Here is a 15,963-nt window from a genome sequence, read left to right on the forward strand (position 1 = left end):
CGACAGCATAACCCTTGCCACATCTCTGCAAGACGCAGCCGGGAAAACATGGGTTAGTCGATGGGTTCAGGAGGCGAAGCTTTGGAACGGTTTTTGCAAGAACCATCGCTGGTCCAATTTCGGTAGTCTGACAGACCAAGCTCGTCCCACATCCAGCCGAAATCATACTCAGCCACCGGAGAGCCGGTCTGGCGCGCGCTGCGGTTTTCGATTGTCTTCAGCCAGTCTATGACTTTCTTCCTGCCCGCCGTGCTGCGAACGGCCTGGCGCGGGGTCTTGCCATCCAGGGCAGGAATCGGCTGGTCAAGCGTATCGCGGTAATGCTGTTCGAGATATTCGTGGGCCATCTGACGGGCAAGGGCACGGGGGATGTCCTCTTCTTCTGCCACTCCGTTACTCGTGCTGTCATCCGCCATCATCTGTTCGGCGGTCTGGATTGATGTCAGCGGAGATTTCACCAGGTCGCCCAGGAGGTCCCGGACCAGGGCTTCGCCGCGTTCAGCGCGCGCTGTAGAGCTCACAGAAAGTGTGAGTGTCCGACCTTTCAGATCTAGGGACCCAAGCACGGAGGCCCCTGACATTGATTTGTCCAACACGAGGCCGGTGCCGTGCTTGGTGCCGGACGGGGTGTCGAGGTCAAGCCAGGTCCAATCCTTCTGGCCTGAGATCACGAGTTCTGCGGACTGTGTTAGCTTTTCAGATACCTGGCTTTGCGTCACTTTGCTGGCGAGGGGGAAGCGCATGTCGTGAAAGAGCAGGTTGTCGCCATCGCTGTTGCTGATTTGTGGTGGTTCCGGATCCAGTAGGTTCGGCAGATGTGCGAAGAGCCAGGCATTGGTGAAGAGGGGTGCGGAACGGTGTAGCTGATCCTGTGTCAGCCTCAGTTCAACGTCGGGGTTCAATTTCAACACGGAGCGGAGCCCGTCTTCAAAAAACGCGACGGTGTCGGGGTCGAATGGGAGCAGCGCCCCCGAGATCACGTTATAATCCCCCTGTGCGACAACCCGAGCTGCGATGCGATCCCATCGCTGCAGCATCTGCGTCGCGCTGTGTTCCCGGACGGTAACCGGCTCTGCGTCCGAAAGCATGTTGCGCAAGACCATGGATCTGCCGGGGTCTACCTCGCTCACCTCATAAAGGCTGACCGACGCGTCCCGCAATCCTTTGATATAGGCGCGGGTCTGCGCACTCTCCTTGGAACCGCTCCCTTTCAGATAAGCATCCGCAGCGTTTTCGGCGTCCGCTCCGAATGTCCTGCCCAGCAAATCTTCCAGGCCACCACCCCACAGGACCATCGGCCAATCCTCGCCCAGCAAGTCGCCCAGATCCTCGAACTCAAGATCGAAGGCCTCGAGCGCTGGCAGAAAATGCTCGTCCAACACATCAGCGAGCCGCTCATGCCAAATCTCGTCACGGGTGATAAACCCGATGAGCCCACCAAGATCGTTCCCCGTTGTCATCTTCAGCTTCTCCCTGTTTGCCGGACAGGGGCGATTTAGCGCAGATTGCAACCGCCAGCCAGCCCACACGCGTATGCAGACCTGCGTTACATGGAGGGACTTGTCATGGCGAATGCTATGTCTTTGGCTCCCGCCCAAAAAGCTCTGTGAAAAGCTTTTCGGAGCGGCGCAGGCCTTCATCGGTCAGTACCACCGATTTTGCCTTTCCAACCGGGTCCAGGATCAATCCGTTACGGTGCAGGCGATCAAGCGCTCCCCAGTCAAAGCCTTAGGGCCGTCCTGAACCCAGCGAATTCGGGGATGTTGCGAGCCGCTTCGACGACGGGTGTGAGCCCAACTAGTGGATTCGTCAGGGCGTTTCCGCCGGTATTCTATGATTGCTAAAAGATGGTGGTGCTGATCGCTGTCGTATTAGATTTTCCGCAAATATGCCCAAGAGACGTATCCCTTAAGCTTGCGCGCGCGCTCCAAAGAGACGCGGCACCAACGGGTGCCACCGGTCTGCTCACAGCCGTGAACTCGTAGTGCGGTTCCATTTGGAAGACCAACGATCACATTGAACCCTGTTCCAGGCCCACTGCGCATTTTTAGCATGTCACCGTCTTCGACGCCAAAAACCTCATATGTTCCGAGTGACGCGGCCGCCGCCGGTTTAACGTCCATGACGACCCCCAGGAACAAAGCCATTAGGGGTAAAAAGATTGCATTGCGCATCGCGATGTCCTGCTTATTGCCTCAACGACAATCGTAGCAACTCGGGTCACCAAGAGGAACAACTCCAAGACAGAAATGTAGGTGATACCAAAGCTTCAAACGCTACATTTCTTCCAAATGGTGGGGAACCCTGGCCCAGTTGGGGGCATCTTTCACAAAAACCTTGCTCGTTGGCTTGAAGTTGTTTGGCTCATCCAATGTCCCAGCCGCAATGCTCGTCAATCCGAAGGCTGTCACGCCCCACAGGCCTGATCCGCAGGTGCCACAAAAATGCTTGATGACAGGTCGACCTTCCTTTGAGGTCTTCTCAAAGGTCCGTGGTTTGCCTTTCAGCAGCTGCAGGTCTTCCGACTTTATCATGTACCCGGCATAACCGTCCGTTCCGGTCATCGATAGGCAATCACTGCAAAAACACATGAGTTGCATTACTGCGCTGCCAGTGACCTGGTATCGAACCTCACCGCAAAAACATCCGCCTTCCAAGATTTCAGCCACGTTGCCTTCATCCTTCTATTTCGTTTTGCAAGATATGAGAAAACCGTACCTACTCTGGCCAGTGGTCACAACGGTTCCAGCAGCGGAATGTGGAATGGTGCCAATATGAGCTCCTGTACCTGGATGGGTACGAGGCAAGCATCAGACAGATTGAGTTGTCGAATGTTTTCATCACGGTTCTGAATCCTTGCCAATTGACTGTTCCAGCAAAGTCATTGGACAGACGAGCTTTATTGATCGACAATCGCGTCATGGAGCTGACAGACACCACACCTGTGCACCTGATCCATGTGGACCCTGAGATCAACATGGCGCGGTTCTATGGCATCGAGTTGCAGCCGACGTTGTTTGGGGAGGTTTCAGTGCTTCGTACCTGGGGGCGTATTGGCACGAACGGGCAAGCCATGATGGTGACGTATGATGACGAAGCCCTGGCTAGTGAAGCGCTCCACAATCTCGAAAAGCAAAAGCTCCGTCGAGGGTATGTTCCGGTCGGTGAGTGACTTCGGGCTGCAGTCTGTTTCTGTGGCAAATCCCGAGCCTTTCGGCTCGTGAGCAGGCTCTAGGTTTCAGCCGACGTATCGGCTTCCACCCAGAACACCCCAGAATGATCTCCCTGTCCCAGTAGCCCCTGACCCGTCTCTTGCGAGCCGGGGCAGGGGCTTTGGGTCATGGTCGGTCCATGCCGTGGTGATCTGCCCATTCGGGTGACGGTCCCTTTTGCGCTCACGCAGGATCAGAGATCCTTTGTCCTTTCCTTGTGGGTCAGGCGGGATTTGGACAAGCCAAACGCTACCTTCCGTAAGGGGGAAGGCGCGGCCTCCCCCCTCGGACAAGACAAATAGACAATACCGTGTCCTCGCGCGCCTGCGCTGCGGGCCGCACCACTCTTGTCGATTGGTCCTGTCTCGCCCCTCTCCGCGTTCGCCACGGGGCAGGTTTTAGAGACGACGCCCTTTCAGGGCTCGGCTCAAAACCAGCACCAAAGGGGATCAACCCCAGAGGTCGCACCACAAAAGGAGAGACGGTTTTGGACATTGAAAAGACAAAAGACATCGACACTGACACCAGCCTGCAGGCGGCAGAGATTGCGACCCAGAATGACCTATTTCGGAAAGCGCTGATCGATCCGACTGCGGCAATCGAGATGCATTCTAAGGGAATTCAGGGTCAGGTATTTGTCACGCCCGGCGTGTCAGGTGAAGGGATGGAGTTCCAGACTGCAGCTTTGGCAGCGGTGGCGTCGGATGACCAGTTTGACGAGGGCAATGACCCCTATGGCGATCACACCTTTGGGGCGGTGACAGTCCGTGACCAGAAGCTGTTCTGGAAGATCGATCTTTACGACACGGACTACACGTATGGGTCCGACCGGCCGTTTGACACGTCAGTGACGCGCCGCGTTCTGACCATCATGTGCCCCAGCGAATACTGATCTCAATCCCAAACCGGAAAGGAGGTGAACACCATGAGCAATGAAATCTTGCAGCAACGTATCGCAGAAGCGTGGGCGCTAATCAGGAAGGGCGACAATTTCCACATCGCGCGCCGCTTCCTGATCCAACACGCAGCCATCTAAACGGCTCCGCTCTACCCCGGAAGGGGTAGGGCACCCTTAACACGATCTCAAACACTCAAACAAGGATTTGCCCCATGAGCAAAGTCGAAACATTCACCGCACCGGAAACCATCGAAACCGTATCCCTGTCCGATCTCTACCTGTCTGACATCAACCCACGACAGGAGGTTGGTGAGGAAGGTATTGCACTTCTGGCCGACAGTTTGGTTATGTGTGGCTTGATCCAGAACCTCAGCGGGTTGCGCGATACCGATGGCAAAGTCGCAATCGTTGCCGGTGGTCGCCGCCTACGGGCTCTGAACATCGCCGTGACTGAGCGCGCTGATCTGGCACAGGTTCCCGTTAAGGTCACGGACAATCCCTTCGTGGCTGAGCAATGGGCCAATGCGGAGAACACCGCCCGTGAAGAACTGGACCCTGTGGACGAGGTCCGTGCTTATGGCAAAATGGCCGAGAAATCTCTGTCTATTGCCAAGATCAGCAATGCGTTTGGCGTGACCGAATCCCATGTGCGCCGCCGCCTCGCGCTTGCCAGTCTGCCCGCCGCCGTTCTGGATGCGCTCAAAGCCGGTGAGATCAGCATGGGGCTGGCCAAGGCCATGACCGTCAGCACCGAAGAAGAGAAAATTCTGGAGGTTCTGGAACGGGCCAAAGAATGTCGGTGGTTCAGTGAGCATGATGTCAAACAGGCACTGACGTCGGAGGCTGTTAGCAGCACTAGCCGCAAGGCCGTATTTGTCGGGCAGAAGGCTTATGTTGAGGCGGGCGGCACCGTCACCGCTGATCTGTTTGCCGATGAAACCCTATTCAATGAAGGCGCGTTACTGGATCGTCTGTTTGCCGAGAAACTGGCGGTAGAAGCGGAAAAACTGCGCGACGCGGAAGGCTGGGACTGGGTGGACACCCATGAGGAAAGCTACATTCCCTATGGGTTCTCGGGTACGAAAGACATGCACCGTTTGGACATGGTGAGCCGGGACTTCACCGAAGGACAGGCCGAACGGTATGACGAACTTGCCGAACTCTATGAGGGTGAGGCTCTGGACGCGGATGGTGAAAAGGAGCTGGCCGCGCTTGAGGACTATACGGCGCCGTTCTATTCTGACGCGCAGCGCAAGCTGTCCGGCGTGTTTGTCTATGTCACCAACAATGGCGAGATCAAAACATCCCCGGCCTATGTCGCGGCGGAACATGTTCAGGCTGCCATTGAGGCTGGTGTTCTGGCCCCGGTCAAAGAACCGGAGATCAAGGAAGAACCAAAACCGGCCTTTTCGCAGAAATTCATCGACGACATGGTGGCGATCCGGCTGGCAGCGGTTCAAACGGCCCTGCTGGACAAGCCTGATTATGTGTTGAGCCTGTTTGCTTTCTTTGCCACCCCGGCCTCCGGTCTGAGCAGCAATCTGTTTGGGTTTGGCTATGGTGGTGCCGAGCGGAACACACCCGAGATCGATGACCAGTTCATCCTCGACCCGCGTCTTGGCGGAGAACGGGATGAAGCGGCACAGGCAGCCTATGACCAGTTCCACGAGATTGCCGCACAAGGCAGCGTGGAAGCGTTCAAAGCGTTTCGCGATCTGGGCAAGAAGACCCGCAATGGTGAGATCACGGGTTTTCTGGCCCGGCGGTTTCTGACCCAACGCCCGGAGTTCATGGCGGAGATCGAGGCTGAGATCGAGGCTGACATGCGCGCGATCTGGACCCCTTCGGCTGAAAACTGCTTCAAGCGTCTGAAAGGCTGGCAGCTGGATGATCTCTACAAAGACCTGCTGGACCTGCACATCGACGCCGACATGTTCAAAGCCTTCGCGAAATCCAAAAAGGGTGCCAAGAACGAGGCGCTGCACAAGCTCTTCAATGATCCAGAGCATCAAAAGGCACTGGGCGTGACCGAGGCACAGAAAGCCCGGATCGATGCATGGGTGCCGGATTGCTTCTGAAACTGGCAGGGCAGGGCGCAACGCGCCCTGCTTTTCAGCAATGATTTTTGATTTTAGTTCAATGGTATAGGTTGTTTTGACTTGAAAGGTTGTAGCCTGTAGGCTACATATAGGTATGATAGAAATTCGTAAGACGGACCTGTTCGACAAGTGGCTCAAGGGCCTGAAGGACCAAAGGGCGAGAGCCAGGATCTTGGTTCGCATCACGCGGTTGAGCCTGGGCAATCCCGGTGATGTGAAACCGGTTGGTGAAGGTGTGAGTGAACTGCGTATCTCCGAAGGGAAGGGGTATCGCGTTTACTATGTGTCGCGCGGTGACGTTTTGATCGTTTTGCTGTGCGGGGGAGACAAGTCATCCCAGCAAGCCGACATCAAAACCGCCAAGGCGATGGCAAGAGAGTTGGAGTGAAAAACATGGGTGTCAAAACAACGAAGTTTGAAGCGGCTGACTATCTGGACAGCCCGGAAGCCATTCAAGCCTATCTTGAAGCGGCTTTTGAAACCAGCGACACGGCGCTGATCGCGTCGGCACTTGGCGATGTTGCCAAGGCCAAAGGTATGTCGAGTGTGGCCGACAAATCTGGTCTGTCTCGGGAAAGCCTCTACCGCGCACTTAGCGAAAATGGCAATCCCGAGTTTGGCACGGTGCTGAAAGTGCTGAGCGCTGTGGGTGTGACGCTCACCCCGAAAATGCACGTGAATTAACCCACTTTAAAGGCTATCCACCATGTCCACCGATGCAGCTCCGTCTACGGTTGAAAAAGCCGCCCGCCGCGTCTGGAAATCCGCGCAGATGTTCGTCGGGTTTCATACAGACCAGAAGGGCAAGCCGCGCACACAGCCGAAGCTCTGGCCGCCAAAAAACGGGAGCGCGTCGATCCATGGTGATCCCAGCGCGCAGGAGGCCATCGTGGTCGTCAAAGCCGCTGATCCGGACGAGGTACAGGACGTGCAGATCAAGCTGCACCCAAACCGCATTGTTGTGCGCCGCGATGCAGATGCCTGGTGGCAGGGTGTCGCTGTAGATGAGCATACCGTGACGGTCCGAATGGCCGACAACACGATCATCGAAATCCGCCATGACGGATCGGTGAAGCGGCGCTCGGCAGAGGACGAAACCCATGTTGAAGCAGATGGCAGCATCTTCAAGTTCACGGAATTTGCCGAGGCGCATATGACGGGTGACGGGGTGGAAATGACCCGCCGCACAGAGGATCGCATTGCCACGATCACAGCTGACGGTGTTGTCGATCGCGCGCGCAAGCGTTAGCCTGTAAAGAATACCTCCAGATTTTCCTTTGGTTAAACTCGTGGCCCGCTTCGGTGGGCCTTTTTCTTGGCGTACTCATCACTGTATCTGCCCGTGCGCCGGTCTCGCCCCGCGACAGCGCTTGAGAGAGTTCTTGCGGATTACCGGGGCGTCCTACCGAACCCGCCAATCCAAATTGAGTCCGGCTGTTTACCTGATCCGCACAAGCACGGACCAGGGCCGGACCGTCCGGTCTTTGGCCTCCGCCAGTTGGATAGGGCGGTTTGCACCGTCCGTCATTCTTCATCCTTTGCGACGACGGTCATACCGACCCAGAAGGGCAACCCCCAACTTAGAACTGAGCGCCGCGCCTGTGTCGGATCGAGGTGATGTTGCCGCCATCAAAGACATCGTTTTGTTCAGATGTTCCGCGCGCAGCGATCCCAGAAAGCCTTGCCTTTCACCAGGTCTGACAGTTTCAAGTACGTTGCCGGAGAAGATCCTCGGCTGCGGTGTTTCTGAAGGGATGAACATAAGCGGGCAGTCGGGGAAGACGCGCGGCGCCCGGGCCGGGCGCCGCGCTTCAACAAGGAATGTCCCCTGCGCCTGCGGCGCATTCCGCGCGGATCAAATTCCCTGCTGACATCCCCTTGATGCCCGCTTTTCCCTTGTTCATCGAAACACGCCATAGCGAGGATCAAACAATGGCAACTCAAACTCTGAAACTGAGCGTCAAGACCGGTGAAAAAGAAGGCAAGACATTCTGGGATCGATGCGGGGTGCTCTTCGTCAATACCGATGAGACCGGCACCATCACCTCGATCCAGGTCAAGCACAGCATGTTCCCTGGCGTTGAGATGGTGGCCTTCCCGAAGCGCACCGATGACGATCCCGTCACCGAATGACGGGAGGGCAGGGCGGCGCAAGCCGCCCTTTCTTCTGCTCCGGCCGCAGGCCGGACCACATATGCGCCACAGGTGGCGCGCGGTCCTAAGACCGGGCAGGGGTGCCGACCTGCCCCAATGCGGCAGCAGACAACCCTACCACACCCGCCGCGAAAGCGGCGGGACATTGAGCGCGCTGAGGCGCGCGGAAAATGCCATACTGACCTTGAACGTGCCGGTATGTGACGGGCGCTGTTCGGGCAGCTCCCGCTTTGCGTGATTGCCCTGCGCCGGTCCACCGGCACCCACGCCTGCTGGCTGGAAAAGGGGCAGGACCCTTTTCCCGGCGTGGAGATTGCCTCCAAGAGCAAAACTGTTCCGGGGGCAATTTGAGAAAATACGGATTTCTAAAATCACCCCCGGTTTCCTCTTGGAGAGTATGACAGGATAAGGTAGTTGTGTTACAAGTCATAAAAACAACCAGAGGTATACATTGAGCAAGCCCGGCGACACCACTGTCTTTTCCGTTCGATTGCCGTCAGATGCGTTGGTGCGTTTGGAGGAGGCCGTGCAGTCGCTTGGGGCCAAGAGCCGCAACCAGATCATCCAACGACTGATCTATCGTCTGATCGGGTATCTCGATCCTGACCCGGCCGTTGTCGATCTCTGGCAGACGCACTTGCGGCAGGTTCAGGGTGGATACACCAACCTCAATCAGCTCGCAAAATCGGCCAAACGCGGTTCGGTGATCTGGACCGATGACGACCGGCGCGATGTCGAAAACCTCCATCGTGCGATCATCCAGCACCGGCAAGACCTGAAGGCGCTGATCACCGCGGCCCGCCGAAACCGAGAGCCAGACTCCGCCATTCGCCGAATCTTGCGCGACGATGAGAGGACATCTGAAGCATGAACGTCGCGGCTCACAATTTGACGGCAGGGGACTTTCTGGAGCTAGCCTTCCGGGAAGCGCAGAAGGGTATCGATCGGTCCAAGCAGATCAGCCAGCAGCTGCAAACCGCCAAGCGCATGAAGTTCATGATCTCGCGGGCCTCATCCATCAAGGCGCGGCTTGGTGCTGTGGTTGGAAAGCCCGAGGCGGTTGTGAAACACGTCCGCAAAGGTGGGGTGAAAAAAGCGCATGAGCTGCGCCGCCAGATCAATTACCTGACCGTCAGGGCAGAGGGCGTGTTGGACATCCGCGACAATGGTGTGACCCCGCTCGATGCCGATCAGGTGAGTGATCTGATCGAGACCTGGGCCGAGGATTTCAACGGGAAAACCAACTATGGTTATACCCGTCACATGATCGTTTCTTTTCCCGAAGGCACCTATCCGGATGCCGCGCATGAGGCCGGTTTGGACTTCGCGGATCGCCTGTTTGGGAGCGGTGATTTTGGCGATACCTGGGACTATCTGACCGTGTTCCACAACGACACTGACAACCCCCATGTCCACATCGTTGTGAATAACCGAGGCGTGGAACATGGGCAGTGGTTGGCTATGGGTATGAGCAGCGACATGAACATCGACGTTCAGCGCTCTATCCAGGTTGAGGTTGCCGAAGGATACGGAATTGAGCTGACCGCAACGACCCGCCTTGAGCGCGGTTTGCGGCAGGAAGTTGAGACCGACACGTGGAAGGTTCAGGCCGGACTGTCTGTTGTTGAAAGCACTCCGGAGGTTGAAGTTACGGCCCGCGACATGGCCGGTGATGTGATGACACTCTCCATCGCAAGAATGTCGGATCTGTTTGATGAGCGCGCCAACGCTGTCAAAGACCGGATCGAAGAGTTTGCCATCCAACTCGTTGAAAGTGAGGAACCTATGGTATCGAGAATGGAACATCTGCTGGATCAAGCCCATCATTTTGATGATTACGGCGAGCCAGGAGACCCGTCTTATGTGTCGCCCGAAGTCATGAGCAACTTGCGGCGACACATCGAATTAGGCGGTTCTGAGGAAACAATCGCACCCGAGCTGAAGGCTCAGGTTGTTGCCCATATCAGCGACGTTCGGGACAACGAACAGAGCCATCCGTATCTGTCTGCCCTTGCTGATATTGTCGATGACAAGGCGTTCCAGTCGTCCGCTGATTATGCCCCGGCAGCACGCCGGTACGAGGTCTATATACAGGACACCTTGGGCAAGGGGGCCTATGAGGACTTCCAGACTCAGACCAAAGAATTGCTGCAATCCATCGACAAGATGGAAGGGCTGGCCCGTGAGGTTGACGACCCTCATCTGCGTGTCGCTATGGATATTCAAATTGGCGAGTTGAAGGGCGACGTTGCGGACCTGCGCACCAACGATCCGGACCTTCAAGCCTTCATCATCGAGGACCGCCGCTATTCAACGATGATGGGAATGGGCACTGCCGAAATGGATGTCTTGGATTATTCAGAGGCCGGCAAGTGGGCAGCGATCCGCAAAGAAGTCACCGACACGGCCAGCAGCTACGGCCTCGATGGCGAGGCGTTCGTTGCCCGCTTTGGCGATCATCAGAACGTCACCCTGGGTACAACAATGGGATGGCGCAGCGACGACATTTCGACCGCCGCGGCCCACTTCCAGGCGCAAGGATTACCCGACAGCCACGACCGCGCTGAGGCCGTTGTTGACGAGCTGCACCAGCTTGCGTCTTCCAGGATCATCGCAATCTCAGAAGAACTTTCAGACGTTCACGCCCACGCAACGCACCCGCTCTTGCAGGGGCGCGGTGACGATGACGGGCACAGCTTGTAAGGACTTTAACCGGTCTGCCTGATGCGCGCGCCAACGCCCCAGGCAGACCCATCACAGAGTTTTCCATCAACTCGCAAAGGAAAAACTATGGTTTCGCGTACAGACTATCTTTTGAACGAAGTCGAACACTTCGCACCCTATTCCAGATTTGATCAATCCGCCCCGCGTGAAGATCGCGTTTCAGAGCAGATCGACATCATCAGGAAAGAACAGCAGGCGATGGGCTTTGATCGTGCAGCCATCGCCTCAAACAGCTTCGACATCGAGGACCAGGCCAACCGCCGTGTTGACGAACATACTGCGCAACAAGATCTGGTCGAAGAATTCAAAATCGAATTTGAAGCTGCGGAGCGGTCAGGGGAGCCGGTTGATCTGAACGATATGCAGGCTTTGGTTTCTCAGCACATGAGTGATGCTCAGGAATACGATCTGTATCACCCTTACTATTCGTCCCTTGCGGATCTGAGTGGTGACAAGGATTTTCAGGAGTCCGACGACTACCAGTCGCCCGGTGATCGCTATGTTCAGTATATGCAATCCGCTTTGGGGGAGGCCATCTTTGAGAACTACGAGCAGCAGACCAAGGACATCGTGAACTCCATCGAGAACATGGAGGCTCTTGCACGAGAGGTCGAAGATCCACACTTGCGTGCCGCAATGGACGTTCAGATCGGGGAGTTGAAAGGCGATGTTGCCGAACTGCGCCCATATGACACCGACCTGCAGGCATACACTTTGGCTGATGACAGCTACACCACATCCATGAATGCGGCCGAGTTGGACAACCTGGACCCCACGGAAGCCGAAAAATGGCTGGCTGTGCGTGATGACATTGTGGCGACCGCGCACAGCTTCGGTCTCGACGGAAGCAAGTTCCTGGCCCGCTACAACGATCATGACAGCGTTTCAATCGGCACAACGGCGACTTGGAAAGACGCGGACATTTCCACCGCTGCCGCCCATTTCAACAGCCAAGGCGTTCCGGACAGCTACGAGCGCGCGGAGGCCGTTGTTGGTGAGCTGCACCAAGTTTCATCCAGCAAGATTGCCGCCGTGGTGCAAGAGATTGCCCATACCCGCGAACAGGCTACCCACGTCCATGAGTATGATGGACACAGTCTTTAACCACGGAGGACATGATAGATGATTGTTCGCGCCGGTGAATGTGTTGCCGGGAACAGCGAGACCACCGGGTTGGAGTAATGTGGGGTCTGTTCCGATTGGGACGGACTCTTGTCCTTGGACATTCCGGGCATTCGCTGCACCACGTTTGAATAGGCAAGAAGCGGACAAACCGGACTTGTGCGATTGCGGCAATTGCTGACGCAGCATTGATTTGCTGTCGCAGCACATTCATCGCTGCGTTGCAGCTGTTGTCGCCAGACCGGTCATTCAAAGCTATGATGATGCGATACTATCAGACTGTAGTTTCGAGGCACATAGGATCAGCAACTTAGACGCCGAACAAAGCCAACGTTTGCGTTGTCGCAGGCAGCGCAGCAGGACAGGCCATGCGGGCCTTCAGCCAGTAAGCAAATTCTCGTTGTGGCTCATGCAGGTGGCGGGGAAGAGGGAGTAATTCGCGGTCGTGGAATTTTTCATTAAGTTGAGATATTGCAGAGATTGGATCTTTGGTTCTTGCTTCGTGTTTGAATTGATCGGGAACGAAGCACCAATAGTGCTTCTATTTGTTGTTATGCTTTTTTGACGAGCGTAATCTTGTTTTTCTGACAGGAAATTAACGTTACTGCCGAACGCGATAGCCGGAAGCAATGATCTTGTTTATCAGAACAGCGGCGGCCTGGTGCATGTCCTTTTCATCGTTATTGCCGACCGCTGTTTCGTGGACAGCAGCTGCGTCATGCAGAACTCCCACAATTTCATTTTCGGGCAGAAGCTCACGATCTTTAATTGCAAGCAAAAGCGCTTCACAAATTGAGAGTGCGGCCATTCCTGAATGGTCTTGCCGGTCAGCCATGGTAGACGTCCTTTTCTAACAGGCGTCCAAGCATGGAAGCGCCACGATGAATTGCACCATACTGGCATAGATTGCTGTATACTTAACTGATCGAAAGCAGTCTTGGCGTCGGATAGTTTCGCGGGCTGCTCATCGATGAAGGAAGAACACTTGCGCACTATCAAAAATAGTCCACTCACCCGAAAGCTTTCAAACTTCGTCGCTCTGACTGAGGTTGAACTTGCGGTATTGGCACGCCTGCACAAGCGTCGCAGAACCTTTGAAGCCGGACGTGACCTTGTGCATCAAGGGCAATCAGAGCAGGCGGCCTACATTCTGGCCTCGGGCTGGGTTTGTTCCTACAAAACCCAGACTGACGGGTCGCGTCAGATCGTCGATTTCCAAATACCGGGTGACTTTCTGGGCTTGCGAAGCGTTTTATTGCACACCTCGGATCACAGCATAGAACCAATCATGGAAATCCAAGCCATTGAAGTAGTAGTGGATGATCTCCTGGAAGCATTTGCGCAGACGCCCCGGCTGGCGACAGCAATTCTTTGGGCGGTATCTCGAGATGAAGCGATGGTGGTTGAGCACCTGGTCAACATAGGACGGCGAGATGCGGGTGAGCGCATGGCGCATTTTCTTTTGGAACTTGGTGTGAGGTTGACTCAGGTCGGGATGGCAAACAAGACGGGATACACTTGCCCCCTGACACAATACCACCTTGCCGATGCGCTGGGACTGAGTGCCGTGCATGTTAATCGTGTCCTACGGCAACTGCGGGAGAAGGGGTTGGTTACTTTTCAATCCGGGCAAGTGGCATTTGATGATTATGACGGACTGGTGACGTTGGCCGGTTTTGACCCCACTTATCTGGATCAGGCCGGGCCACTGTTGAAGCAATAGGTTCACCCCTTCAGCGATGCCGGGATTTTGATGATAGTTGCCTGGTTAGAGACGCCATTCGCTTCGGCAGATTTTGGATTTCACCGAAAAAGAAGCGCAAGATAAATACAGTCCGATTGCGGTACTGGATTTCCTGCGCTTCTCAAATACTCGTTAAGAACACGCCAGCAAATATCCCGCCAACACACATCACGTTGCCGGAATCCAAACATCGTTGCACTGACGCAGGTTAGTCAATTTTTGGCAGTACCTGATCCTCGGGCACCAAATGCATTTAAGATTCCAATAAAATCTCAGGTCATTGGCGCAGACTAACATCGATCAGCGCGCGTCTGCCATTTGCACATTATTCTAAATTACAACGCCAGTACTACCGCAGCGCTTACGAGCGTGTACCGCGGCAGACTGCGCGGGGAAGATCCAACAAACTATATGGAGGACCAAGGTGAGCACGAGATCGTCCAGTTCTTTGGTGACGTTTTCAAATCCGTTCTCTTTGTCCGGCTACCCGGATGAACTTCCTGCAGGCGAGTATGAAGTAGTTGTTGTTGAAGAACTACTACAGGGCCTGAGTTTCGAAGCATATCGCAGAACCGGAACCTACCTGACAGTTCAGGGCAAAGGCAGCAAGCCAGGCCGCACGGAAATGCGCCCAATTGACCCAGAAGATTTTGAACTGGCGCTCAAGCAAGACCAAACCTTGGCCACATCTAACAATGACAGCGATGCGGCGCTTTCCCCGCAGGAGGAATAGATTATGAACACGCCCGAATGGCTTAAACCCGGAATCTACGGCGCCCTGATCGGAGGGGTTTTCGTAGGCGTCGTTGGATTTTCTTGGGGTGGATGGATGACCGGCAGTAACGCGGACAAGATGGCCAACGCCATGTCCCGCGACAATGTAATCGCCGCGTTGGTTCCGATCTGCGTCGACATGGCGAGAACTGACACCCAACGCGCCGAAAAAATAACGACGATCAAAGAAGCTACTTCTTTCAAGCGAAAGGATGCCGTTATGGCAGCCGGCTGGGCAACGGTACCGGGATCCCAAACCCCCAACAAAGATCTAGCACAGGCCTGCATTGAGGGGCTGAACCTGGATGGATCGTAACTCAATCACTCAACATTCGGACAACGTCGTTTGCACCAGGACAAATCGAAAAAATCAGCACTGGTTTTACTCTCACTTCATGACGGCGCTGTTTGTTGGCGTTTTCAGCTGCTTGACGGGCTCCCTTATCTCATCAAGTCCCGCATCGGCAGAAACAAATTCGATCCCGGATAACGCGCATCCCAATAAGTATGGCGACGGTTGGGAATGCGATTTGTCCTATCGGTTGGAAGGCGAAGAATGCGTGGCCATTGTCGTGCCGGGAAATGCATACCCCACAAACAGAACCTACGGCTCAGGGTGGGCATGTTTGCACGGCTTTGTTGAAGTTGGCGGCACCTCATGCACTGAAGTGATTGCGCCTGAAGGTGGATATCTCGATCCATCAGGTGAGAGGTGGCGGTGCCTGCGTGGATACACAAGAGTAGACGATAGCTGCCAGAAAATCGTGGTGCCGGATAATGCTTACCTGACGAATAGCACTTATGGATCTGCATGGCGTTGCAACCGTGGCTACGAAAAAAACGGAGAAGCATGCGTGGCAGTAGCGGTGCCGGAAAACGCTTTTCTGAACGCATCAACCAGCGGGCGTCCCTGGACGTGCGAGCGTGGGTATTTTGAGCGCGACGGACGATGCGATGCCGTCTTTGTGCCTGAAAATGCTTTCTACGATGACGCGATCCATGGAGTTGGATGGAAATGCGAACGTGGCTACGAGGCGTCCGGTGATCGCTGCAATGCAATCGAGCTACCGGCAAATGCCCATATCGACCGATCCGGCAATGGGTGGCAATGCCACAAAAACTATCATCGATCAGAAGGGCTGTGTGTTCTGAACCAGTGAGAATTCAGACAGAAAGCCCACTTTCCCAAACTTCACAATTTTTGCCCGTCCTTACCAAGGACGCGCGTTTCACAAT

General features: G+C 55.3%; 19 protein-coding genes. 14 read left to right on the forward strand and 5 right to left on the reverse strand.

Annotated elements, in window-relative coordinates:
- Positions 1-53 precede the first annotated feature (53 nt).
- The 4 genes from ACR0AG_RS19285 to ACR0AG_RS19300 form a co-directional block, all read right to left on the reverse strand.
- On the reverse strand, positions 54-1,460 hold the full coding sequence (locus tag ACR0AG_RS19285) for a DUF7986 domain-containing protein (RefSeq protein WP_174819503.1): 1,407 nt from the start codon (positions 1,458-1,460) through the stop codon (positions 54-56).
- A gap of 115 nt (positions 1,461-1,575) precedes the next feature.
- On the reverse strand, positions 1,576-1,686 hold the full coding sequence (locus ACR0AG_RS19290; protein WP_371732129.1) for a DUF6429 family protein: 111 nt from the start codon (positions 1,684-1,686) through the stop codon (positions 1,576-1,578).
- Between the two features lie 185 nt (positions 1,687-1,871).
- A complete protein-coding gene (locus ACR0AG_RS19295; RefSeq protein WP_152460662.1) occupies positions 1,872-2,174 on the reverse strand; it encodes an SH3 domain-containing protein in 303 nt (100 codons plus the stop codon).
- A gap of 102 nt (positions 2,175-2,276) precedes the next feature.
- Positions 2,277-2,669: a GFA family protein gene (locus ACR0AG_RS19300; protein WP_152460663.1), complete on the reverse strand. Its 393-nt coding sequence runs from the start codon at positions 2,667-2,669 to the stop codon at positions 2,277-2,279.
- Between the two features lie 251 nt (positions 2,670-2,920).
- On the opposite strand from ACR0AG_RS19300, the gene ACR0AG_RS19305 reads away from it, so the two are divergent.
- The 10 genes from ACR0AG_RS19305 (at position 2,921) to ACR0AG_RS19350 (ending at position 12,191) form a co-directional block, all read left to right on the forward strand.
- The gene (locus ACR0AG_RS19305) at positions 2,921-3,172 is read left to right on the forward strand and encodes a WGR domain-containing protein (RefSeq protein WP_170418006.1); all 252 of its coding nucleotides are present in this window, start codon (positions 2,921-2,923) and stop codon (positions 3,170-3,172) included.
- A gap of 527 nt (positions 3,173-3,699) precedes the next feature.
- A complete protein-coding gene (locus ACR0AG_RS19310) occupies positions 3,700-4,104 on the forward strand; it encodes a DUF3768 domain-containing protein (protein ID WP_152460664.1) in 405 nt (134 codons plus the stop codon).
- Positions 4,105-4,322: 218 nt separating this feature from the next.
- Positions 4,323-6,188 (forward strand): ParB/RepB/Spo0J family partition protein, encoded by a 1,866-nt coding sequence (locus ACR0AG_RS19315; RefSeq protein ID WP_480588532.1) that lies wholly within the window; start codon positions 4,323-4,325, stop codon positions 6,186-6,188.
- Between the two features lie 115 nt (positions 6,189-6,303).
- On the forward strand, positions 6,304-6,597 hold the full coding sequence (locus tag ACR0AG_RS19320) for a type II toxin-antitoxin system RelE/ParE family toxin (protein ID WP_170417791.1): 294 nt from the start codon (positions 6,304-6,306) through the stop codon (positions 6,595-6,597).
- 5 nt (positions 6,598-6,602) lie between these two features.
- Complete coding sequence (locus ACR0AG_RS19325) at positions 6,603-6,893, forward strand: addiction module antidote protein (protein WP_152460667.1); 291 nt, start codon at positions 6,603-6,605, stop codon at positions 6,891-6,893.
- 22 nt (positions 6,894-6,915) lie between these two features.
- Positions 6,916-7,458, forward strand: coding sequence for a hypothetical protein (locus ACR0AG_RS19330; protein ID WP_170417788.1), 543 nt, complete (start codon positions 6,916-6,918; stop codon positions 7,456-7,458).
- A 683-nt stretch (positions 7,459-8,141) separates the two neighbouring features.
- Positions 8,142-8,342 (forward strand): hypothetical protein, encoded by a 201-nt coding sequence (locus tag ACR0AG_RS19335; RefSeq protein ID WP_170417785.1) that lies wholly within the window; start codon positions 8,142-8,144, stop codon positions 8,340-8,342.
- Between the two features lie 472 nt (positions 8,343-8,814).
- Complete coding sequence (locus ACR0AG_RS19340) at positions 8,815-9,234, forward strand: hypothetical protein (protein ID WP_170417782.1); 420 nt, start codon at positions 8,815-8,817, stop codon at positions 9,232-9,234.
- A complete protein-coding gene (locus ACR0AG_RS19345) occupies positions 9,231-11,066 on the forward strand; it encodes a relaxase/mobilization nuclease domain-containing protein (protein ID WP_170417779.1) in 1,836 nt (611 codons plus the stop codon). Before ACR0AG_RS19340 ends, ACR0AG_RS19345 begins: the two co-directional genes overlap by 4 nt.
- A gap of 87 nt (positions 11,067-11,153) precedes the next feature.
- Entirely contained in the window at positions 11,154-12,191 is a 1,038-nt protein-coding gene (locus ACR0AG_RS19350) for a hypothetical protein (protein WP_170417776.1), read from the forward strand.
- A gap of 619 nt (positions 12,192-12,810) precedes the next feature.
- Here ACR0AG_RS19350 and ACR0AG_RS19355 read toward each other — a convergent pair.
- Complete coding sequence (locus ACR0AG_RS19355) at positions 12,811-13,044, reverse strand: hypothetical protein (protein ID WP_480841935.1); 234 nt, start codon at positions 13,042-13,044, stop codon at positions 12,811-12,813.
- Between the two features lie 135 nt (positions 13,045-13,179).
- On the opposite strand from ACR0AG_RS19355, the gene ACR0AG_RS19360 reads away from it, so the two are divergent.
- The 4 genes from ACR0AG_RS19360 to ACR0AG_RS19375 all read left to right on the forward strand — a co-directional run bounded on the left by ACR0AG_RS19360 (position 13,180) and on the right by ACR0AG_RS19375 (position 15,887).
- Complete coding sequence (locus ACR0AG_RS19360; RefSeq protein WP_170499212.1) at positions 13,180-13,932, forward strand: Crp/Fnr family transcriptional regulator; 753 nt, start codon at positions 13,180-13,182, stop codon at positions 13,930-13,932.
- Between the two features lie 445 nt (positions 13,933-14,377).
- Entirely contained in the window at positions 14,378-14,686 is a 309-nt protein-coding gene (locus ACR0AG_RS19365) for a hypothetical protein (RefSeq protein ID WP_170499210.1), read from the forward strand.
- 3 nt (positions 14,687-14,689) lie between these two features.
- Positions 14,690-15,043, forward strand: a complete 354-nt coding sequence (locus tag ACR0AG_RS19370; protein WP_010442293.1) for a hypothetical protein — start codon at positions 14,690-14,692, stop codon at positions 15,041-15,043.
- Positions 15,044-15,122: 79 nt separating this feature from the next.
- On the forward strand, positions 15,123-15,887 hold the full coding sequence (locus ACR0AG_RS19375) for a hypothetical protein (RefSeq protein WP_480841938.1): 765 nt from the start codon (positions 15,123-15,125) through the stop codon (positions 15,885-15,887).
- Positions 15,888-15,963 lie beyond the last annotated feature (76 nt).

It is taken from the genome of Ruegeria sp. H6 (assembly GCF_056532975.1).

Bases quoted from the DNA above. Each gene is read 5' to 3' on its own strand.
- ACR0AG_RS19285 (WP_174819503.1), bottom strand. From the start codon at position 1,460: ATGACAACGGGGAACGATCTTGGTGGGCTCATCGGGTTTATCACCCGT.
- ACR0AG_RS19295 (WP_152460662.1), bottom strand. From the start codon at position 2,174: ATGCGCAATGCAATCTTTTTACCCCTAATGGCTTTGTTCCTGGGGGTC.
- ACR0AG_RS19305 (WP_170418006.1), top strand. From the start codon at position 2,921: ATGGAGCTGACAGACACCACACCTGTGCACCTGATCCATGTGGACCCT.
- ACR0AG_RS19315 (WP_480588532.1), top strand. From the start codon at position 4,323: ATGAGCAAAGTCGAAACATTCACCGCACCGGAAACCATCGAAACCGTA.
- ACR0AG_RS19320 (WP_170417791.1), top strand. From the start codon at position 6,304: ATGATAGAAATTCGTAAGACGGACCTGTTCGACAAGTGGCTCAAGGGC.
- ACR0AG_RS19325 (WP_152460667.1), top strand. From the start codon at position 6,603: ATGGGTGTCAAAACAACGAAGTTTGAAGCGGCTGACTATCTGGACAGC.
- ACR0AG_RS19330 (WP_170417788.1), top strand. From the start codon at position 6,916: ATGTCCACCGATGCAGCTCCGTCTACGGTTGAAAAAGCCGCCCGCCGC.
- ACR0AG_RS19335 (WP_170417785.1), top strand. From the start codon at position 8,142: ATGGCAACTCAAACTCTGAAACTGAGCGTCAAGACCGGTGAAAAAGAA.
- ACR0AG_RS19345 (WP_170417779.1), top strand. From the start codon at position 9,231: ATGAACGTCGCGGCTCACAATTTGACGGCAGGGGACTTTCTGGAGCTA.
- ACR0AG_RS19350 (WP_170417776.1), top strand. From the start codon at position 11,154: ATGGTTTCGCGTACAGACTATCTTTTGAACGAAGTCGAACACTTCGCA.
- ACR0AG_RS19355 (WP_480841935.1), bottom strand. From the start codon at position 13,044: ATGGCTGACCGGCAAGACCATTCAGGAATGGCCGCACTCTCAATTTGT.
- ACR0AG_RS19360 (WP_170499212.1), top strand. From the start codon at position 13,180: ATGAAGGAAGAACACTTGCGCACTATCAAAAATAGTCCACTCACCCGA.
- ACR0AG_RS19370 (WP_010442293.1), top strand. From the start codon at position 14,690: ATGAACACGCCCGAATGGCTTAAACCCGGAATCTACGGCGCCCTGATC.
- ACR0AG_RS19375 (WP_480841938.1), top strand. From the start codon at position 15,123: ATGACGGCGCTGTTTGTTGGCGTTTTCAGCTGCTTGACGGGCTCCCTT.